Origin of the sequence: Paracoccus homiensis (assembly GCF_900111675.1) — a bacterium.
GTDB lineage: Bacteria > Pseudomonadota > Alphaproteobacteria > Rhodobacterales > Rhodobacteraceae > Paracoccus > Paracoccus homiensis.
The window spans coordinates 14,062-32,333 of the sequence record NZ_FOHO01000022.1; the positions used below are offsets into that span (position 1 = coordinate 14,062).

General features: G+C 63.7%; 18 protein-coding genes. 15 read left to right on the forward strand and 3 right to left on the reverse strand.

Annotation, left to right across the window (positions count from 1 at the left end; genetic code table 11):
* Positions 1 to 140 precede the first annotated feature (140 nt).
* The 7 genes from BMX67_RS17925 to BMX67_RS17955 are packed head-to-tail and all read left to right on the forward strand — an operon-like array spanning position 141 to position 7,969.
* Complete coding sequence (locus tag BMX67_RS17925) at positions 141 to 1,196, forward strand: ABC transporter substrate-binding protein (RefSeq protein WP_090737880.1); 1,056 nt, start codon at positions 141 to 143, stop codon at positions 1,194 to 1,196.
* A gap of 10 nt (positions 1,197 to 1,206) precedes the next feature.
* Positions 1,207 to 2,052, forward strand: a complete 846-nt coding sequence (locus tag BMX67_RS17930; protein ID WP_090737933.1) for an ATP-binding cassette domain-containing protein — start codon at positions 1,207 to 1,209, stop codon at positions 2,050 to 2,052.
* Complete coding sequence (locus BMX67_RS17935; protein WP_245739514.1) at positions 2,042 to 3,262, forward strand: sugar ABC transporter permease; 1,221 nt, start codon at positions 2,042 to 2,044, stop codon at positions 3,260 to 3,262. The genes BMX67_RS17930 and BMX67_RS17935 overlap by 11 nt, the downstream gene beginning before the upstream one ends.
* Before the next feature lie 9 nt (positions 3,263 to 3,271).
* A complete protein-coding gene (locus BMX67_RS17940) occupies positions 3,272 to 3,724 on the forward strand; it encodes a hypothetical protein (RefSeq protein WP_090737882.1) in 453 nt (150 codons plus the stop codon).
* A complete protein-coding gene (locus BMX67_RS17945; protein ID WP_090737884.1) occupies positions 3,714 to 5,336 on the forward strand; it encodes a GMC family oxidoreductase in 1,623 nt (540 codons plus the stop codon). The genes BMX67_RS17940 and BMX67_RS17945 overlap by 11 nt, the downstream gene beginning before the upstream one ends.
* An 8-nt stretch (positions 5,337 to 5,344) precedes the next feature.
* Positions 5,345 to 6,787, forward strand: coding sequence for an aldehyde dehydrogenase family protein (locus BMX67_RS17950; RefSeq protein WP_090737886.1), 1,443 nt, complete (start codon positions 5,345 to 5,347; stop codon positions 6,785 to 6,787).
* Between the two features lie 12 nt (positions 6,788 to 6,799).
* Positions 6,800 to 7,969, forward strand: coding sequence for a mandelate racemase/muconate lactonizing enzyme family protein (locus tag BMX67_RS17955; protein WP_090737888.1), 1,170 nt, complete (start codon positions 6,800 to 6,802; stop codon positions 7,967 to 7,969).
* A 3-nt stretch (positions 7,970 to 7,972) separates the two neighbouring features.
* Here BMX67_RS17955 and BMX67_RS17960 read toward each other — a convergent pair whose 3' ends face one another.
* The gene (locus tag BMX67_RS17960) at positions 7,973 to 8,899 is read right to left on the reverse strand and encodes a LysR family transcriptional regulator (protein ID WP_090737890.1); all 927 of its coding nucleotides are present in this window, start codon (positions 8,897 to 8,899) and stop codon (positions 7,973 to 7,975) included.
* 96 nt (positions 8,900 to 8,995) lie between these two features.
* On the opposite strand from BMX67_RS17960, the gene BMX67_RS17965 reads away from it, so the two are divergent.
* From BMX67_RS17965 to BMX67_RS17990, 6 genes are all read left to right on the forward strand, one after another.
* A complete protein-coding gene (locus BMX67_RS17965; RefSeq protein WP_090737892.1) occupies positions 8,996 to 10,177 on the forward strand; it encodes a CaiB/BaiF CoA transferase family protein in 1,182 nt (393 codons plus the stop codon).
* Positions 10,177 to 11,118: a hydroxymethylglutaryl-CoA lyase gene (locus BMX67_RS17970; RefSeq protein ID WP_245739515.1), complete on the forward strand. Its 942-nt coding sequence runs from the start codon at positions 10,177 to 10,179 to the stop codon at positions 11,116 to 11,118. Before BMX67_RS17965 ends, BMX67_RS17970 begins: the two co-directional genes overlap by 1 nt.
* Before the next feature lie 39 nt (positions 11,119 to 11,157).
* Positions 11,158 to 12,147: a TRAP transporter substrate-binding protein DctP gene (gene dctP / locus BMX67_RS17975; RefSeq protein WP_090737897.1), complete on the forward strand. Its 990-nt coding sequence runs from the start codon at positions 11,158 to 11,160 to the stop codon at positions 12,145 to 12,147.
* Entirely contained in the window at positions 12,147 to 12,737 is a 591-nt protein-coding gene (locus BMX67_RS17980) for a TRAP transporter small permease (RefSeq protein WP_090737899.1), read from the forward strand. The genes dctP and BMX67_RS17980 overlap by 1 nt, the downstream gene beginning before the upstream one ends.
* Positions 12,734 to 14,011, forward strand: a complete 1,278-nt coding sequence (locus BMX67_RS17985; RefSeq protein ID WP_090737901.1) for a TRAP transporter large permease — start codon at positions 12,734 to 12,736, stop codon at positions 14,009 to 14,011. Before BMX67_RS17980 ends, BMX67_RS17985 begins: the two co-directional genes overlap by 4 nt.
* Positions 14,012 to 14,075: 64 nt before the next feature.
* A complete protein-coding gene (locus tag BMX67_RS17990) occupies positions 14,076 to 14,963 on the forward strand; it encodes an alpha/beta fold hydrolase (protein WP_090737903.1) in 888 nt (295 codons plus the stop codon).
* A gap of 22 nt (positions 14,964 to 14,985) precedes the next feature.
* Here BMX67_RS17990 and BMX67_RS17995 read toward each other — a convergent pair whose 3' ends face one another.
* Positions 14,986 to 15,315: an L-rhamnose mutarotase gene (locus BMX67_RS17995; protein ID WP_090737905.1), complete on the reverse strand. Its 330-nt coding sequence runs from the start codon at positions 15,313 to 15,315 to the stop codon at positions 14,986 to 14,988.
* Positions 15,316 to 15,324: 9 nt separating this feature from the next.
* Entirely contained in the window at positions 15,325 to 16,149 is an 825-nt protein-coding gene (locus BMX67_RS18000) for an amidohydrolase family protein (RefSeq protein ID WP_090737908.1), read from the reverse strand.
* 62 nt (positions 16,150 to 16,211) lie between these two features.
* Here BMX67_RS18000 and BMX67_RS18005 point away from each other — a divergent pair, with 62 nt between their 5' ends.
* Both BMX67_RS18005 and BMX67_RS18010 read left to right on the forward strand, forming a co-directional pair.
* Positions 16,212 to 17,306: a mannitol dehydrogenase family protein gene (locus BMX67_RS18005; protein ID WP_090737910.1), complete on the forward strand. Its 1,095-nt coding sequence runs from the start codon at positions 16,212 to 16,214 to the stop codon at positions 17,304 to 17,306.
* On the forward strand, positions 17,303 to 18,271 hold the full coding sequence (locus BMX67_RS18010) for an aldo/keto reductase (protein WP_090737912.1): 969 nt from the start codon (positions 17,303 to 17,305) through the stop codon (positions 18,269 to 18,271). The genes BMX67_RS18005 and BMX67_RS18010 overlap by 4 nt, the downstream gene beginning before the upstream one ends.
* The last annotated feature ends 1 nt before the right edge of the window (position 18,272 follow it).

Here is an 18,272-nt window from a genome sequence, read left to right on the forward strand (position 1 = left end):
TCGCAGAACATGTCCGGGCAATGACGGACATGACAGGTGCCGCATGTTCTTTGCGGCCCCGGAAATGGCGCCCTGCGGGCAGCCACATTGCCAAGTGATGCCGTGCGCATAGCCGCGGCGACCAATGGGAGGGGAGAACCATGAGAAAACTGCATCAAAAGGCACTGCTGACGGCAGGTTGCATGATGGCCATGCCACTGAGCGCATCTGCCCAGGATATGGTGGCACTGCTGCTGCCCGAGAACGTGAACCCGCGTTGGGAACAGCAGGACGCGGCGGCCTTCGTCGCCCGGATGAAGGAAATCGCGCCCGACGTCTCGGTCGAGGTGTTCAACGCCAATAACGACAGCTCCGTCCAGCAGCGGCAGGCCGAACAGGCCCTGACCCAGGGTGCCAGGGTGCTGGTCGTCACCCCGATCGACGGCGACAGTTCGGCCATCATTGCCGATCTTGCCGCCGAAGAGGGCGTGCCGACCATCGCCTATGACCGCATGATCAATTCGGCCAACACGAAGTTCTGGGTGCAGGCCGACATGTTCGCGACCGGTGCCGCGCAGGCGCAGCACGTCATCGACAACACCGCCGACGGCGACACGCTGGTGATGCTGAAGGGCTCGCCCACCGATCCCAACGCCGCCGTGATCGCCGATGGGCAGATGTCGGTCCTGCAACCCCTGTTCGACAGCGGCGCCCGCAAGCTGGGATATGAAAACTGGACGCCCGGCTGGGATCCCGCGATCGCCCGCCGGTCGATGGATCAGGCGCTGACGCAGCTGAACAACGACCTGCAGGGCGTGGTGTCGTCGAATGACGGCAATGCAGGTGCGGCCATCGAGGCGATGGAAGAACAGGGGATGGCGGGCACGGTCCCGGTGTCGGGGCTGGATTGCACGGTTCAGGCGCAACAGCTGATGCTGCTTGGAAAGCAGACCCAATGCGGCTGGCGGCCCCTGCATGAAATGGGCGGTGCCGCCGCCGAGGTCGCGGTGCGCCTGATGAACGAGCAGGATTATTCGGATCTGGCCACGGCCACAGTCACGAACGGGGTCGGTGCGACGGTCAATTTCGTCCCGGTCGACAGCTACTCGGCAGTGGGCGCCGAAGGTGTCGCCTATGTGATCGAGAACGACCCCTCGGTCAGCCGGGACATGGTCTGTCAGGGCGAAGCCGCCAAGACCGATTTCTGTGCCGATTGAGGCCGGCATGATGACAGCAAGCACAACCACGGCGGGGCATCAGGCCCCGCCCACCGCCCCGCCCACCGGCGCCGGGGATCGCGCGCATCTGCGGGTCAGTGGCATTCACAAGCATTTCGGCGGTGTCCACGCGCTGCGCGGCGTCGATTTCGAGGTCGCGCGCGGCGAGGTGATGGCTCTGGTCGGCGATAACGGTGCGGGAAAATCGACGCTGATGAAGGTGTTGGCGGGGGCGCATGTCGCCGATGCGGGCACCTTCCATCTGGACGGGCAACAGGTTCATGTCGGCGGGCCGAAGGACGCCGCCGCGTTGGGTATCCAGATCGTTTATCAAGATCTTGCCCTGTGCGAGAACCTGGACGTCGCCGCCAACCTGTCCCTGGGGGCCGAGCCCGTTCGCCCGGGTTTCGGGTTTCTGCCCCGGTTGCTGCGGCCCATCGACGATCTGCGGATGGAGGTCAAGGCGAAGCGCGCCATCGACCAGTTGCAGGTGCGGACGCTGAAATCTGTCCGCGCGCAGGTCGGCGGCCTGTCTGGCGGTCAGCGGCAGGCCATCGCCATCGCCCGGGCGGTGGGGGCCGACAGCAGTGTCGTGATGCTGGACGAACCGACCGCCGCCCTGGGTGTGGCACAGACCCGGCAGGTTCTGAACGTGGTCAAGCGCCTGCGCGAGACCGGCCACGCCGTCATCTACATCTCGCACAACATGCGCGACATTTTCGAGGTGTCGGACCGCATCTGCGTTCTGCGCCACGGCGCGAATGTTGCCACCTGGCGTACGCAGGACACGACCCCCGATGAGATCGTGGTCGCCATGACCCGAGGTCTGGAAAAGGAGGTGGGCCGTGCAGGATAGCGCCTTTCTGGGGATGTCGGATCGTCTGCGCATCCTGCGTCAAAGCCGTTTCGGCGCCTTCGCCCCGGTCCTGTTCGCGCTTGCCGCGATCTGGGGATATTTTGGTCTGGCCCTGCCTTTGTGGGACTATCTGACCACGCCCGAGGCCCAGAACCTGCGGCTGATCTTTCTCAGCCCGCGCAACATCTACAACCTGTTCATGCAATCGGCGGTGATCGCGACGCTGGCGGTGGGGATCACCGTCGTCCTGCTGCTGGGTGATATCGACCTGTCCGCTGCGGCGACGGCGGGGGTCTGTGCGGCGCTATTGGGCGTGCTGGTCCTGGCCGGGCTGCCGGGTTGGGCGGCCTGCGTGATCGTCATCGCGGTCGGGGCCGTGATGGGGGCGGCGCAGGGCATGCTGATCGCATATGTCGGCATCCCGTCATTTGTCGTCACGCTTGCGGGGCTTCTGGGCTTTCAGGGGCTGATGCAGAAGATCCTGCCGACCGGCAACCTGAATATCGACGATCCGTTCCTGCGCGGAATCTCGCGGATTCTTGTGCCCGACATGCTGGGGCTGGCGATTGCCGCGCTGATCGTCGCGGGGATGATCGCGCTGTCGCTGCGGCGACAGCATCGGCGGCGCGAGGCCGGTCTGGAACAGGACAGCCCGATTGCCGTCTGGGGGCAGATCGCGATGGTCGCGACCCTGCTGTTCGGCGCGGTGCTGACGCTGAACGCCTATCGCTCGGTTCCACTGCTGATCCTGTTGCTTGTGGCGATCACGGCGGCACTTGGCTGGGTGACGACATCGACGCCCTTTGGTCGTTCGATCTTCGCGGTGGGCGGAAATGCCGAAAGCGCGCGGCGCGTCGGCATGAATGTGCGCCGCATCCGCGTCGCGGCCTTCGCCATCGTCGGCATCATGGCGGCGGTCGGCGGCATCTTCGGTGCCTCGCGCTATGGCTCGGTGTCCTACACGGCCTTTGCGGGCGGTTCGCTGCTGCTGGAAAGCATCGGCGCGGCGGTCATCGGGGGAACCTCGCTGTTTGGCGGGCGCGGATCGGTCTGGAACGCGATCCTCGGGGCGCTTGTCATCGGCTCGCTTGGAAACGGACTGGACCTGTCGGGCGCAAGCGCGGCGGACAAGCTGATGTTTTCGGGGGCGATCCTGCTGCTGGCCGTGGCGCTGGATGCCGTTTCGCGTCCTGCGGGCCAAGGCAGATAGGGGGCAGGGATGAACGACATGCTGAACCTTGTGCTGAACTGCCTTATCCCCGCCCAACCGTCACGGTCGGTCCCGGGTGGCGGCGAGGTGGGCGTCGAGGAATTCCTAGGCAACGCTTCGGCCTTCGACCCCGATCCGCAACAGGTCGTCGCCACGATCATGACGGCAGTGGCGCAGCTGGCCCCGGAATTCGCCGGTCTTTCCGACACCCGGCGCGAACAGGCCCTGGCCTGGGTCGAGACCGAGATGCCCGACATCTTCGCGCGGTTTCTGCGGCTGGTTTATATCGGCTATTACGGCCAGCCCGCGCTCAGGCCCTTGTTCGGGGTGGGGGCCCATCCGGTCCATCCGGGGGGCTATGCCGTGCAGCCGGAAGATGCCGCGACCATCGACAGTCTGACCGCGCCGGTGCGTCGGCGCGGCAGGATCTATCGCGACCACGGAGGTGACCATGACGAATGAACCGGTTGACGTCCTGATCATCGGCGCGGGCGCCTCGGGTGCCGCGATCGCATGGTCGCTGCTGGAAACGCGCATGCGGATCCTGTGTCTGGAACAGGGCGACCACCTGCCGGATGATGCCTTTGCCAGCCGCCGCGCGGATTACGAACTGGCCCGCTATTCCGATTTTTCCTGCGATCCGAATGTGCGCCGGCAACCGCAGGACTATCCGATCAATGTCGAGGACAGCTGCATCGCGCCGGTGAACTGGAACGGCGTGGGCGGTTCGACAATCAATTTCCTGGGCCACTGGCCGCGCATGAAACCATCGGATTTCCGCGCCCGCAGTCTGGACGGCGTCGCCGAGGACTGGCCGATCGACTATGCCACGCTGGAGCCTTTCTTTCAGGTGAACGACCGCAACACGGGCGTTTCGGGACTGGGCGGCAACCCGGCCTATCCCGATTACGAACCCGAATTGCCCCCCATCCCGATGGGACGGCTTGGCCGGCGTCTTGCGCAGGGGTTCAATGAACTGGGCTGGCATTGGTGGCCCTCGGATGTGGCGATCCTCAGCCGCGATCACGATGGGCGGCAGAAATGCGTCAATGCCGGCACCTGTGATCTGGGCTGTGCGGCCGGCGCGAAGGGCGGAACCAATTTCACCTATTGGCCGATGCTGGAACGCGCCGGGGTCGAGCTGCGGACAAGATCGCGCGTGCGCGAGATCCTGGTCGATCCGGCCACGGGTCTTGCCACCGGCGTGCTGTATCACGGCGCCGACGGGCAGCTGCACCGGCAGCAGGCCGAGATGGTCATTCTGGCCTGCAACGGCATCGGCACACCGCGCCTGCTGCTGAATTCGACCTCGGCCGAGTTTCCCGACGGGCTGGCAAACCGGTCGGGTCAGGTCGGGCGCAACCTGATGTTTCATCCGCTGACCGGCGTGTCGGGCGTCTTTGACGAACCGATGCACGGCCATGAAGGCCCGATGGCCTGTTCCATCCTCAGCCAGGAATTCTATGAAAGCGATCCGTCGCGCGGCTTCCTGCGGGGTTACGGGCTGCATTCCGGACGATCGACGACGCCGATGACCTTCGCGCTTGGCGGCTATGGCATCGACAAGCCGATCCCCTGGGGGGCCGCGCACAGGCGGATGATGGACGAGGTCTATCCCAATATCGCCAGCCTGACCGTGGTGGCCGAGGACCTGCCCGAGGAACAGAACCGCGTCACCCTGGACCCCGACCTGACGGATGGCGACGGCATTCCCGCCCCGCGCGTGCATTACCGTCTGGGCGAGAATACGCGCGCGATGCTGAAACATGGCGAGGCCCGCGCCGCCGAATTGCTGACCGCCGCCGGGGCGGCGCGCATCCTGTCCAAGGGCGACGGCGATGGCGTCTGGTGGCGCGCGGGCTGGCATCAGCTGGGGACCTGCCGCATGGGCGTGGATCCGCAACGCTCGGTCGTCAACGAATGGGGACGCAGCCACGATGTGAAGAACCTGTTCATCGTCGACGGCTCGATCTTCGTCACGGCAGGCGCGGTCAATCCGACATCAACCATCCAGGCGCTGGCGCTGTATGTCGGCGACCGGATCAAGGCGAATATCGCCACTCTCTTCGACTGAGGATCACGATGGAATTCCCGACACAGATGTATATGGGCGGCCGGTTGACCGACGGTCAGGCGACGCTGGACGTTCTGAACCCGGCGACCGAAACGCATGTGGCAACCGTTGCCGCGGCGGGGCCGGACGATGTGCAGGCGGCACTGGAATGCGCGCGCGATGCCTTTCCCGAATGGTCCGGCCTGCCGATCGCCGAACGACAGCGCTGGATGCTGAGGCTGCGCGACGAAGTGATCGCGAACGAAGAGTATCTGCGCCTGTGCATCCATCACGAGATGGGTAAGTCATGGGCCGCCACGCAAGAAGATTTCGACAGCCTGCGCAACTCTCTGGGCTATTACGCCGAGGAAATCGCACGGCTGCATGATTACGGGCTGGCCGATCGGGCGGGCACCCACACGCACCGCATGGTCCACGAGGCCGCGGGCGTGGCCGTGGCCTTTCTGGCCTGGAACTTTCCGCTGCTGAATCTGGCTTTCAAGATCGGTCCGGCCATGGCTGCGGGATGCCCCGTCATCATCCGGCCCTCCAACGACACGCCGATTTCGGCCTATGCGGTCGGGCAGCTGTGCCACCGGATCGGCCTGCCCAAGGGCGCGGTCCAGATCATCGCGACCGCCAGCTATGACGTGGCGGATGCGCTGTCGGCATCGACCATCCCGGCAGTGCTGACGCTGATCGGGTCGACCGCGACCGGCCAGCACATCATGCGGACCGGCGCGACCAGCATCAAGAAATACTCGATGGAGCTGGGTGGAAACGCGCCCGCGCTGGTCTTTCCCGATGCCGATCTGGATGTCGCGGTCGATACGCTGTGCGGCATCAAGTTCAACAATGCCGGGCAGATCTGCGTGTCGCCGAACCGCGTCTTTGTTCATCGCGATGTGCTGGACGACTTCTCGGCCAAGGCGGCGGCGCGGGCGAAATCGGCCAAGGTCGGTTGGGACCGGGATGCCGATATCACCACCGGCCCGGTCATCAATGCCAAGGCATTTGCCCGCATGAAGGCGCTGATCGGGGACGCATGGAACAAGGGTGCGGCACTGCTGGCAGGTGGGGATCGACCCGCCCAGCTTGATCGCGGCTTTTTCATCGCGCCGACGGTTCTGGGCAATGTGACCGAGGACATGGACGTCTATCGGCAGGAGACCTTCGGGCCGATCATCTCGATCATCCCGTTCGACGACGATACCGACCTGATCGCCAAGGCCAATGATTGTGAAGAGGGCGGGCTGACGGCCTTTGTCTTCACCCGCGATCTGGCGCTTGCCGAACGTCACGCGGCTGCCCTGCGCTATGGCGAGATCCAGATCAACGGCGTCAAGTACGACATCGACCTGCCGCATGGCGGTTTCGGGCAGTCGGGCATCGGGCATGACTGCTCGCCCTTGGCGCTGCACGACTACCTCGTCCTGAAACGCATCACGCGGGCCAATGGCGCGCATTCCTGAGGACATGACCCCATGAAGATCACCCACGTCATCAGCCATGTGCTGCAATATGACCTGCCGTCCGAGCTGGGCTATTCCCAGCAATATTACCACAAGCGCACCGCCCATCTGGTCGAAATCCGCACCGATGAGGGCGTGACCGGATGGGGCGAATGCTTCGGTCCCGGCAATGTGGCCGTCGCGAACAAGGGCATCGTCGAAAAGGTCATCCAGCCGATGATCCTTGGCGATGATCCGATGGATCGCGACGTGATCTGGCACAAGGTCTATAACCTGCTGCGCGATCACGGGCAGAAGGGGATGCCGATGCAATCCCTGTCCGGCGTCGATATCGCGCTGTGGGACATCGCGGGGCAGGTGGCGGGCCTGCCGATCCACATGCTGATCGGCGGGGCGCATCGCGACAGGGTGCCTGCCTATGGCTATGGCATGATGCTGAAGCGCGAAAGCCTGAACGATCATGTCGCCCGCTTCCGCGACGAGGCTGCCGCCATTCGGGACATGGGGTTCGCCGCGACCAAGATGAAGCTGGGCCTTGGTCCGCGCGATGACGTCAAACTGGCGCAGGCCGTGCGCGACGGCGTGGGCGAGGGCTTTCGCTTCATGGCGGACGCCAATCACTGTTACACGACCGCCGATGCCTTCTATGTCGGACGCGCGCTTGAGGAACTGGACGCCTATTGGTTCGAAGAGCCGGTCGCGCCCGAGGATCTGGACGGCTATCGCGAATTGCGCGCCGGGCTGCGGGTCAACATCTCGGGCGGCGAGGCCGAATTCAATCGGTGGGGCTGGCGTCAGATCCTGGAGAACCGCGGTTTGGACATCGCCCAGCCCGAGGTCTGCGCCATCGGCGGCATCAGCGAATACCTGCGCGTCCTTGCGTTGTGCCATGCGCATTTCACGCCGGTCGTGAACCATGTCTGGGGGTCCGCCGTGGCGGTCACCACGAACCTGCATCTGCTGGCCGCGATGCCCGCGCTTCCCGGCGGCCTGTTCCCGTGGGAGCCGATGCTGGAATTCGACACCACCGACAACAAGTTCCGCGACGATTTGCTGATCGAACCGCTGGATATTCAGGGGCAGGTCAAGGCATCGGGCGGCTATGTCGCGATCCCCGACAAGCCGGGACTGGGAATCCAGCCGGATCGCGACTTCATCAAGCGTTACGAACTGGATCTGTAGGGTCTAGATCGCGGATCGGCAGGGCCAGCGACCAAGGGCGATTTCCGCGCTGACGCATGTCAGGATGGTTTCGCGCATATAGGCCATGGCCCGCGATACCGGCGCGTCGTTGCGCAGGCACAGATGCATGGTTCTGGTGATCGTGCGATCCGCGATGGGCCGGCCCACCACGCCCGGCGCATAGGCGCCATAGTGAAGGTTGGCCTGCGTGCCCAGACCAAGACCCAGACCGGAATTCACATACATGACGGCGGCGGTGACGTTCTGGGAAAACATGCTGGCATGGTGTTCCAGACGCTTCTGCACATCGACATCATCCGCCATCGGCCGACCGCGCGGGCCGCGCCTTGGCAGAACGAAGCGGCGCGACAGAAACTCATCCAGCGTGATCGGCTTTCCGGCCTCGCCGATGATATCGTGGCGGCCGATGCAGATCATGTCCTCTTCCAGAAGCGGTTGCAGTGACAGGCGGCTGTCCCTTGGCGGGTTGAACGCGACGGCAAGATCGGTATCCGCCGCCAGCAGCGCATCGATGGTCGCGCCCGATACGCTTTCGGCCATTTCCAGTTGCAGATCGGGATGTTCCTCGGCGACCCGCCGCATCAGCGCAACGCCGAAGGCGGTGACTGCCGAAAACGCCAGCCCCAGGACGATGCGCCCCGAAAGATGATCCGCCGTGTCGCGCATATCGCTTTCGGCGCTGTCGATCGCACGCAGGATCGACACGGCGTGAAGGTGAAATTTCTGCCCGGCCGCTGTTGGCACGACGCCCCGGCGCGACCTTTCGAACAACGCCATCCCCAGCCGGTGTTCCAGATTGGCCAGGTGATGGGCCACCACCGAAGGCGCGCAGCGTTCGATATCGCTGGCGCCGGTGATGCTGCCGGTGTCGTAAAGGGCGTTGAAGATGCGAAGCTGACGCGGATCCATCCGTGATCTCTAATTTATAGAGATCATCCCATCAATCGTTATAATTTATCGTTAAACGAAAGCCTCATATGGTCGTCCCCAACGGAGGAGACGAGCATGACAGAAAAATTCCAGCCCCTTGCCGGTATCCGGGTGGTCGAGATGAGCCACATGATCATGGGCCCCTCATGCGGCATGTTTCTGGGCTATCTGGGTGCCGAGGTGATCAAGGTCGAGCCCCCGCGCGGCGACAAGACCCGCCACCTGACCGGAATGGGCAAGCCGATGTTTCCGCTGTTCAATCGCGGCAAGCGTTCGGTCACCATCGATGTGCGCACCGAGGCGGGCCGCGCCGCGCTGGAACGGTTGCTGGCCACCGCGGATGTCTTTGTCGAGAATTTCCGCGACTCGGCGCTGGTGAAGGCGGGCGTCGATGCCGAAACGCTGCGGGCCAAGTTTCCACGGCTGATCTTCGCGGCCTGCAAGGGCTTTCTGTCGGGCCCCTATCAGGATCGCACCGCGCTGGACGAGGTGGTCCAGATGATGAGCGGGCTGGCCTACATGACCGGCCCGACCGGTCGCCCGCTGCGCGTGGGATCGTCGGCCAATGACATCATGGGCGGACTGTTCGCCGCATTTTCCGTCGTCGCGGCGCTTCTTGAACGGCGCGAAGCCGGACATGGCCGCGAGATCCGCGTGGGTCTGTTTGAAAACTGCCTGCTTCTTGTGGCGCAGCACATGGTTCAGTTCGAGCTTGAGGGACGCAATCCGCCACCGATGCCCGAACGCGAATTTTCCTGGCCGGTCTATGACATCTTCGAGGATCGCGACGGGCGGCAGATCTTCGTGGGTGCCGTCACCGAAGGTCAGTGGGCGACGATCTGCCGCCTGCTGGGCCTTGATCGGCTGCTGGACGATCCGGCCCTGCAGACCCGCATGGCACAGATCGAGGCGCGCGCCTGGACCATTCCGCTGGTCGCCGAAAAGATCGCCGCGCGTCGCTTTGATGATCTGGCCCCCGAATTCGAAGCCGCCGGCCTGCCGTTCTCTCCGGTCGCGAAACCATCGGATATGTATGAAGATGCCCATGTCATGCGGCCCGGCGGCCTGGCCAGTTCGGGCTATGGCGACATGACGTTCCGGGCGCCCGGCCTGCCGTTCGAGATCGACGGCGCGATGATCGCGGGTGGCGGGGATGTGCCCGCGATCGGTCAGGACAATGCGCGGATCCTTGGCGAGCTTGGCTTTGACGCCGATGAAATCCTGACCTTGTCGGGCGCAAGATCAGAGGCCGCGTGATGAAGGTTCGCCAGATCTATCCCGAAAACCGCGTTGTCCTGCGCGAGGTCGGCTTGCGCGATGGTTTGCAACTGACGAAGGGCTTTCCCGATACCGCGCAAAAGCTGGCATGGTTGCGGGCCGAACAGGCCGCCGGGGTGCGGCATTTCGAGCTGGGCTCTTTCCTGTCACAGAAACATTTCCCGCAATTCGCGGATCTGCGCGATCTGATCGCGGCGGTTGCCCCGGTGCCGGGCTGCCATTCCTCGGCGTTGACGCTGAATGAACGCGGTGTTGCCGACGCCCTGCACACCAATGTCGACGAGATCGTGTTCGTGATGTCGGCCACGGAAAGCCACAGTCAGGCGAATACCAGACGCAGCCGCGCCGAAGCGGTGCAGATGCTGACGCGCATCAATGCGCAGCGCCGCGAACGCGAAGATCCGCCCGTGTTGATGGCCGGGATCGCGATGGCTTTCGGATGCTCGCTGGAAGGGCAGGTCGATCCCGATGCCGTTCTGCGGCTGGCCGAGGATTGCGCGCGGGCCGGCGCCGATGTGATCGCGCTGGCCGATACGGTCGGCTTCGGCGGGCCACGTCAGGTGGCGGCGCTGGCCGATGCGATCAATGCCGCGCTGGGTGCTGATATGCCCGTCGCCATGCATTTTCACGATACCCGCGGGCTGGCGCTGGCGAATTGCGCGGCGGCGCTGGATCACGGGATCAGGGTTCTGGACGGCAGCCTTGCGGGGTTGGGCGGTTGCCCCTTCGCGCCCGGCGCCACCGGCAACGCGGTGTTCGAGGATATGGCCTTTCTGTGCGACAGCATGGGGTTCGACACCGGAATCGATGTCGCCGCGCTAAAACCGGCACGGGCCATTCTGGAAAGCGCCTTGCCGCACGAGGAACTGCACGGTGCCCTGGCCCGTGCCGGCCTGCCGAACGTGTCAGAGCCCGCGTAAGATCAAGAAAAACCACGGTCATTTCGAGGAGGAGAGAACATGACCATGCTGAAAGCCCTGTCAGGCCCCGCCCTGCTGGTCCTGCTGGCCGGAACGGCCAATGCGCAGGATTACACCATGCGCCTGAGCCATCAGTTCCCGCCGACGCATCATACCGCCCTGCGCATGGTGCAGTTCGAAAAGGATGTCGAGGCCCAGACCGGCGGTCAGGTCGATGTGCAGATCTTCGGTGCGGCGCAGCTGTTCGGCCCGACCCAGCATCATGCCGCCGTCGCCTCGGGCGAGATCGAATCCGCGATCATCCTGAACCTGCAATGGGGCGGCACCGTGCCGGAAATGGCGGTGACGCTGATCCCGTATCTGATGACCTCGCCCGAGGCGCAGCAGGCGTTTATCGGCTCGCAGGCGTCGGACATGCTGGATGACAAGATGCGCGCCGTCGGCGTCCAGAACATCGCGTGGATGGTGGATACCAACGATCTGATCTTCACCTCGGCCAAAGGTCCGCTTGCGGCGCCCGCCGATTTCGAGGGCATCAAGATCCGCGGTCTGACGCCACTGTTCAACGAGGGGCTGAAAGCGCTTGGCGCGACGCCGGTCAACATGCCCGGCTCGGAAACCTATCAGGCCCTGCAGACCGGTGTGATCGACGCAGGCGTCACCGGGGTTGCCGCCGCCTATAGCCGGAAATTCTATGAGGTTCAGGACTTTGGCACCGCGACGCCGATGTTTCTGGCCTTCGACAATCTGGTCGTGAATCCGTCCTGGTGGGACGGCCTGCCCGAAGACCTGCGGGCCGGGATCCAGCATGCCGCCGACAAGGCGGTGGACAGTTCGATCATCACCCATGACGGCATCGATCCGGCCGCGATCAAGGTTCTGGCGGATGCCGGGATGGATGTGCATGTGTTGACCGATGATCAGGCCGCGCAGCTGCGCGATGTCATGCAGCCGGCGGTGCGCGACGCTTTTGTCGACGAAACCGGGCAGGATGGTGAAACGCTGCTGAAGCTGCTGGAAAGCAACTGATGGCAGGGCACACCCCGCATCCCGCCGACGCGCTGGACGGCGCTGATCCGCCCCGCTGGCTGATGGCGGCGGAACGCGCCGTCGACCTTTTGACGCAGGTTGCCTTTGCCCTGGCCGTCACTCTGGTTCTGGCGGATCTGTGCCTGCTGGGCCTGTCGGTCGCCGCCCGCTATCTGCTGAATGCGCCGATCATCTGGGGCGATGAGCTTGTCGCCCTGTCACTGACCGCGATCACCATGCTGGCCGCGCCGCGCGTGCTGATGGACCGGGGCCATATCGAGGTGGACATCCTGACCTCGGCGGCGCGGGGCAGGCTGGCGCTGGTGATCCGGCTTTGGGGTTTGGCCGCCGTTCTGGCCGTTGCGCTGCTGCTGATCTTCAACGGCTGGCACACGGCCATGTTTTCCAGGATGATCAACAGCCTGACCGATGGCTATCTGGAACTGCCCCTGTGGATGCTGCAACTGCTGCTGCCGTTTGGCGGTGCGCTGCTGCTGCCCGTCATCGCGTTGCAGGTCGCGCAGACATTCGTGTTGTGGCGCCGGGCGTCGGGCGCACCCACATCTTGCACCGAAGGAGCCCGCCAATGATCATCATTGCCATTCTGGGGACATTGCTTGTGCTGTTGTTCACGGGTGTTCCGATCTTTGCCGGGCTGACGCTGTATGGCGGGGCGTTGCTGCTGATCACGCAGGGTAATTTCGGTTCGGTCGCGGACATCATCTTTCACGAGGTAAACCGCTATCTGCTGGTCGCGATCCCGCTGTTCGCCTTCATGGCCAATATCATGATCCGGGGCAGGGTGGTCGATGATCTGTATGACGCCGCCTATACCTTCACCCGTCACCTGCCGGGGGGGCTGGCGGTGGCGACCATTCTGGCCTGCACGGTCTTTGCCGCCATTTCGGGGTCTTCCGTTGCGACGGCAATGACGATCGGCGCCGTGGCGATTCCGCAGATGCTGCGCTTTGGCTATGACGAACGGCTTGCCTATGGCGTCGTGGCCGCAGGGGGCACGCTGGGTATCCTGATCCCGCCATCGGGGCCGATGATCCTTTACGGGGTGACGACCGACACCTCGATCGGGGGGTTGTTCATGGCAGGCGTCGTGCCCGGCGCGACCCTGGCCGGCATCTTTATCCTGTGGGCGGTGATCCGCACTGCGATGTCGGGCAAGATGACGCGCGAACGCATGGCCCGCCCCGCCGAGATGGCGGCCGCCCTGCGCAAATCGTTCTGGGCGATCCTCATGCCTGTTTTCGTGCTGGGCGGCATGTATGCAGGCATCTTCACCGCGACCGAGGCCGCCGCCGCCGGCGCGTGGTTGGCCCTGGCGATCACCGTGGTCGTCTATCGGTCGATCGGATTGCGCGATATCTGGAACTCGGCCGCGGATGCCGCAAGGATGTCGGGGATGCTGTTCATGATCCTTGCCGGGGCGACGGTGTTCAGCCATGTCCTGACCAAGATGCGCGTTCCCCAGCAATTGGTCGAAACGCTGGTCGCCGCCGATATGGGTGCGCTGGGGTTCGTTCTGGTGATGATGGCGATGATCCTGATCCTGGGGATGTTCCTGGAATCCGTGGCCATCATCCTGATCACCGCGCCCGTGATCCTGCCCGCGATGATCCATCTTGGCATCGACCCGATCTGGTATGGCGTGCTTCTGGTCGTCAATCTGGAAATGGCGATGATCACCCCGCCCGTGGGCATGAACCTGTTCACCCTGAAGGCGATAACAGGGGCACCCATGGGCCGCATCGCGGCGGGATCGGCGCCCTATGTGGTGCTGATGCTGATCACGCTGGGGCTTCTTGTCGCGGTGCCGCAGATCGCGCTGTGGCTGCCATCGAAACTGTTCTGATCGCGGCGCGCGCAGCGGCGTGATAGGGAAACGACATATCAATATCAGTCTTTTGGGGGCATCCATGCATCGTCAGTTCATACCCGCGATCGCAGCCATGTTCATGGCAGCGGCCACCCCGTCCCTTGCGGAAATGACGCCCATCCCCGCACAGAAGGATTGGGTCGATGCAAAACGGCAGATCACCCTGAACGACGGGTTGACGGTCAGCTATGTCGAGATGGGTCCGCCCGATGGGCAGCCGATCCTGCTGTTGCACGGCTATACGGACAATTCGCGCAGCTGGTCCTTGCTTGCGCCGCATCTGGACGGACGACGCCTGATCGCGATGGACCTGCGTGGGCATGGCGACAGCGACGCGCCGATCTGCTGTTATGGCATCGACAGCCTTGCAAGCGACGTCAATGCCTTCATGGAGGCGGTAGGGATCGAACAGGCCGATGTCGTGGGGCATTCGCTTGGCTCGATGACCGCGGCGACGCTTGCGGCCTATCATCCAGAGAAGGTGGATGAACTGGTGCTGATCTCGACCTCGGCTTATCTGCCGAAAGAGGCCGGTGACTGGCTGTGGGACAATGTGCCCCTGCTGCAGCGCCCCATCGATCCGGACGGCGAGTTCATGATGAACTGGTACTGGAACCCGACCCCGGTGGACGAGGGTTTCCTGAAACGCGAACGGGCCGAAAGCGCCGCCGCGCCCGAGGTGACCTGGATGGGTGTGCTGCGCAGCCTTGGCCTGACCGACTGGAGCCGGATCGCAGGACGGATCAAGGCGCCGACGATGATCCTTTGGGGCGATCAGGACAGCCTGTTCGACGCCACCAGCCAGGACCATATCAAGACGGTCATGCCCGATGCGAAATACGTCACCTATGCGGGCCACGGTCACAACATGTTCTGGGAAATCCCACAGCAGGTCGGCGCGGATATCACACAGTTTCTGGGCCGCTAGAGCAGGGTCGTTGCGGCCGGGCCTAGTCCAAGTGAAACGCCTCGGTCACCGCGGCCCACCATTCGTTTTCGCCGCGGGTTTCCAGCGGTTTCTGCATCGGCCCGCAGATTGCCCACCAGTCGCGCGTGATCGGGTCGGCTGAGATTGCGGCATTGTCGGCGGCGAAATCCGTGCCGGTATATTCCCAATAGCTGAACATCAGCATTTCGGGTTCGCGCAGAAAGATCGAGTAATTGGTGATATGCGAGGCGCGCAGACGGGCCAGAACCTCGGGCCAGACTGCCGCGTGCAGTCGCAGATACTCTGCCTTGTGTTCCGGCCGCAGACCGATGACATGGGCCATGCGCTTCATGTCGGCCCCCTATCCCAGATCATAGATGCGTGTGGCATTGTCGCCAAACAACCCGGCCTGTTCCTCGGGCGACAGCCCCGCGGCCAGACCTTGGGCCACCGACAGCCAGCGGCCATAGTCGCCGGCCAGCTCCAGCACGGGCCAGTCACTGCCCCACATCAACCGCCGGGGACCAAAACTTTCGGCGATGTGGTCAAAGACCGGCTGAAGGGCCTGAACGGACCAGCCCGGACCGTATTCATTCGCAAGCCCGGACAGCTTGCAGGTGATCTGTGGATGGGCGGCAAGGGCCGTCATGCCTGAACGCCAGTCCTCGCCGGGATCGGTTCCGTCAAAGACCGGCTTCGCGCAATGATCGATGATGATGGACAGGTCGGGCACGGTCCGCGCCAACTGTTCGATCACCCGCAGATGGCGCGGTGTGATCAACGCATCCAGTCGCAGCCCCGATCGCGCCAGCTGGTGCAGCCCGCGCAGAACATCCGGCCGCAGGATCCAGTCCGTGTCGGAAATGTCCTGCAGCATGGGGCGCACGCCCCGCAGCTTTGGATGGTGCAGCCGCGCGATCTGGGCCGGAACATCGCCGGTCAAGTCCAGCCAGCCGACGACGCCCCTGATCAGCGGGTCACGGTCGCCGAGCTGTAACAGGAACTCGGTCTCGGCCAGCGTGGGGGCGGCCTGCACGACGACGGTGCCGCCGACATTCGCCGCCCGCGCCAAGGGGTACAGGTCGCGCGGCAGGATATCACGCCGGATCTGCGCAACGCTGTCATCCATCCAGCCATAGTCGCCACGGTCGATCCGCCAGAAATGCTGATGCGCGTCGATGATCACGATTAATCCTTGCACGTGTGAATGTTCTAAATAATAAGGAACCGAACGTGGGAGGATCGTCAATGCCTAATCCATCCGTGCTGCAATTCGGGACCAGCCGGTTTCTGCAGGCACATGCCGACCTGTTCTTTGCGGAATCCATGCCGGATGCCCGCCCTGTCACGGTCGTTCAGACCAGCGGCGATGCCCGTCGCGCGGCGCGGTTGGCGGCCCTGGCCAAAGGTTATCAGGTCAGGATTCGCGGTCTGGTGAATGGCGTTCCGACAGACACGGTTCAGGAAGTCTCATCGATCCGTCGCGGGTTGTCCTTCGAAGCCGATATGGCAGAAGTGCAGGATCTGGCGCAGCGGGTGGACATCATCCTGTCCAACACCGGCGATACCGGGTTCAGCCCAACCCCTGCCGATGCCAAGCCCGATCTGTGCCCGAAGATGTCCTATCCGGCAAAGCTTGCCCATCTCTTGCACCGGCGTTTCAGGGCAGGCGCGCGACCTGTCCAGATCATGCCGACCGAGCTGATCCGCAACAACGGCACGCAGCTGCGCCACCTTGTCTGCCAGGCAGCGGCCGATATGGGTAAGGAATATCACGACTGGCTGTGCCATGAGGTTGTCTGGGTCAATTCCCTTGTCGACCGCATCGTATCCCAGCCGCTTTACCCCGCAGGCGCGGTGGCCGAGCCCTATGCGCTTTGGGCGATTCAGGATCAGGCGCGGTTGACGGTGCCGTGCATCCATCCGGCAGTTCAGGTGGTGCCCGATCTTGGCGTGATCGAGCGGCGCAAACTGTTCGTGCTGAATCTGGGACATAGCCTTATGGTCTCGGAATGGTTGGAAAAAGGACGTTTCGGTCCGGTTCATGTCCGCGACGTGATGCAGGACGCGGACTGGGCCGCGCGGTTGCGCGCGCTTTACAAAGACGAGGTCAGGCCCGCCTTCGTTCTGGCCGGTGAGGCCGAAGGTCTGGACGACTATATCGAAACCACGCTGGGGCGTTTTGCGAACCCCTATCTTGATCACCGGCTAGAGGATATCGCCCAGAACCACGCCGAGAAACTCGACCGGCGGATCGGCGCGTTCCTATCATGGGCGCAGGCACATGGCGACAGCGGTCCCAAGCCAAAGCTGCGGGCCGCATTGCAAGGACAAATCGAATGAAAACGCGCCGCATGGGTCGGGTCGACCTGACCGTGACCGAACTCTCCTTTGGCTGTTCCAGCATCGGCAATCTTTACCGCCAGATCAGCGACGCCGAGGCGCAGTCGGTGCTGGCCTGTGCCTGGGATGCCGGGATCCGCTATTTCGACACGGCGCCGCATTACGGGCGCGGCCTGTCGGAGCAACGCCTCGGCCGGTTTCTGGCCTCGCGACCAGAGGCGGTGATCTCGACCAAGGTCGGGCGCGTCCTGTCACCGGCCCTTGCGCCGATTTCAGAGGCTGACGGCTTCGTCAATCCGGCGCAGAACGACATGCGCTTTGACTATTCGGGCGACGGCATCGAGGAAAGCTTCGAGCAAAGCTGCGAACGATTAAAGCGCAGTCGCATAGATATCCTTTATGTCCATGATCTTGGGGAATTTACTCACGGTCAGGCAGGAAATGCGGTCCATCGCGAAGATTTTCTTGGATCCGGATATAAGCGTCTGATGAAGCTTAAGGAAACGGGCCGAATTCGCGCATTCGGCTTGGGTGTCAATGAATGTGCGGTCTGCCTTGATGTGATGCGCCATGCGGGGCCTGTGGACGTGATCCTTCTGGCGGGGCGCCTGACCCTGCTGGATCGCAGCGCCGAGGCTGAGCTGGTTCCGCAATGTCGGCAAGCGGGCACCGACCTTGTTCTTGGCGGGATCTTCAATTCCGGCATTCTGGCGACGGGGCCGGTCGCGGGGGCCACCTATGATTACGGTCCGGCACCGCAACATGTGCTGACGCGCGTCGCGCAATTGCAGGCACAGGCACAGGCGCAGGGGGTTCCCCTGGCCACTGCCGCGCTGCATTTTGCGCTGCGCCATCCGGCTGTGGTTTCGACGCTGCTAGGGACAGCGAAACCAGCATCCCTGATGCGCAATCTTGCCGCTGCCAAGGCGGAGACGCCGCCCGGATTGCGGGCGCTGTTCGCTTAGG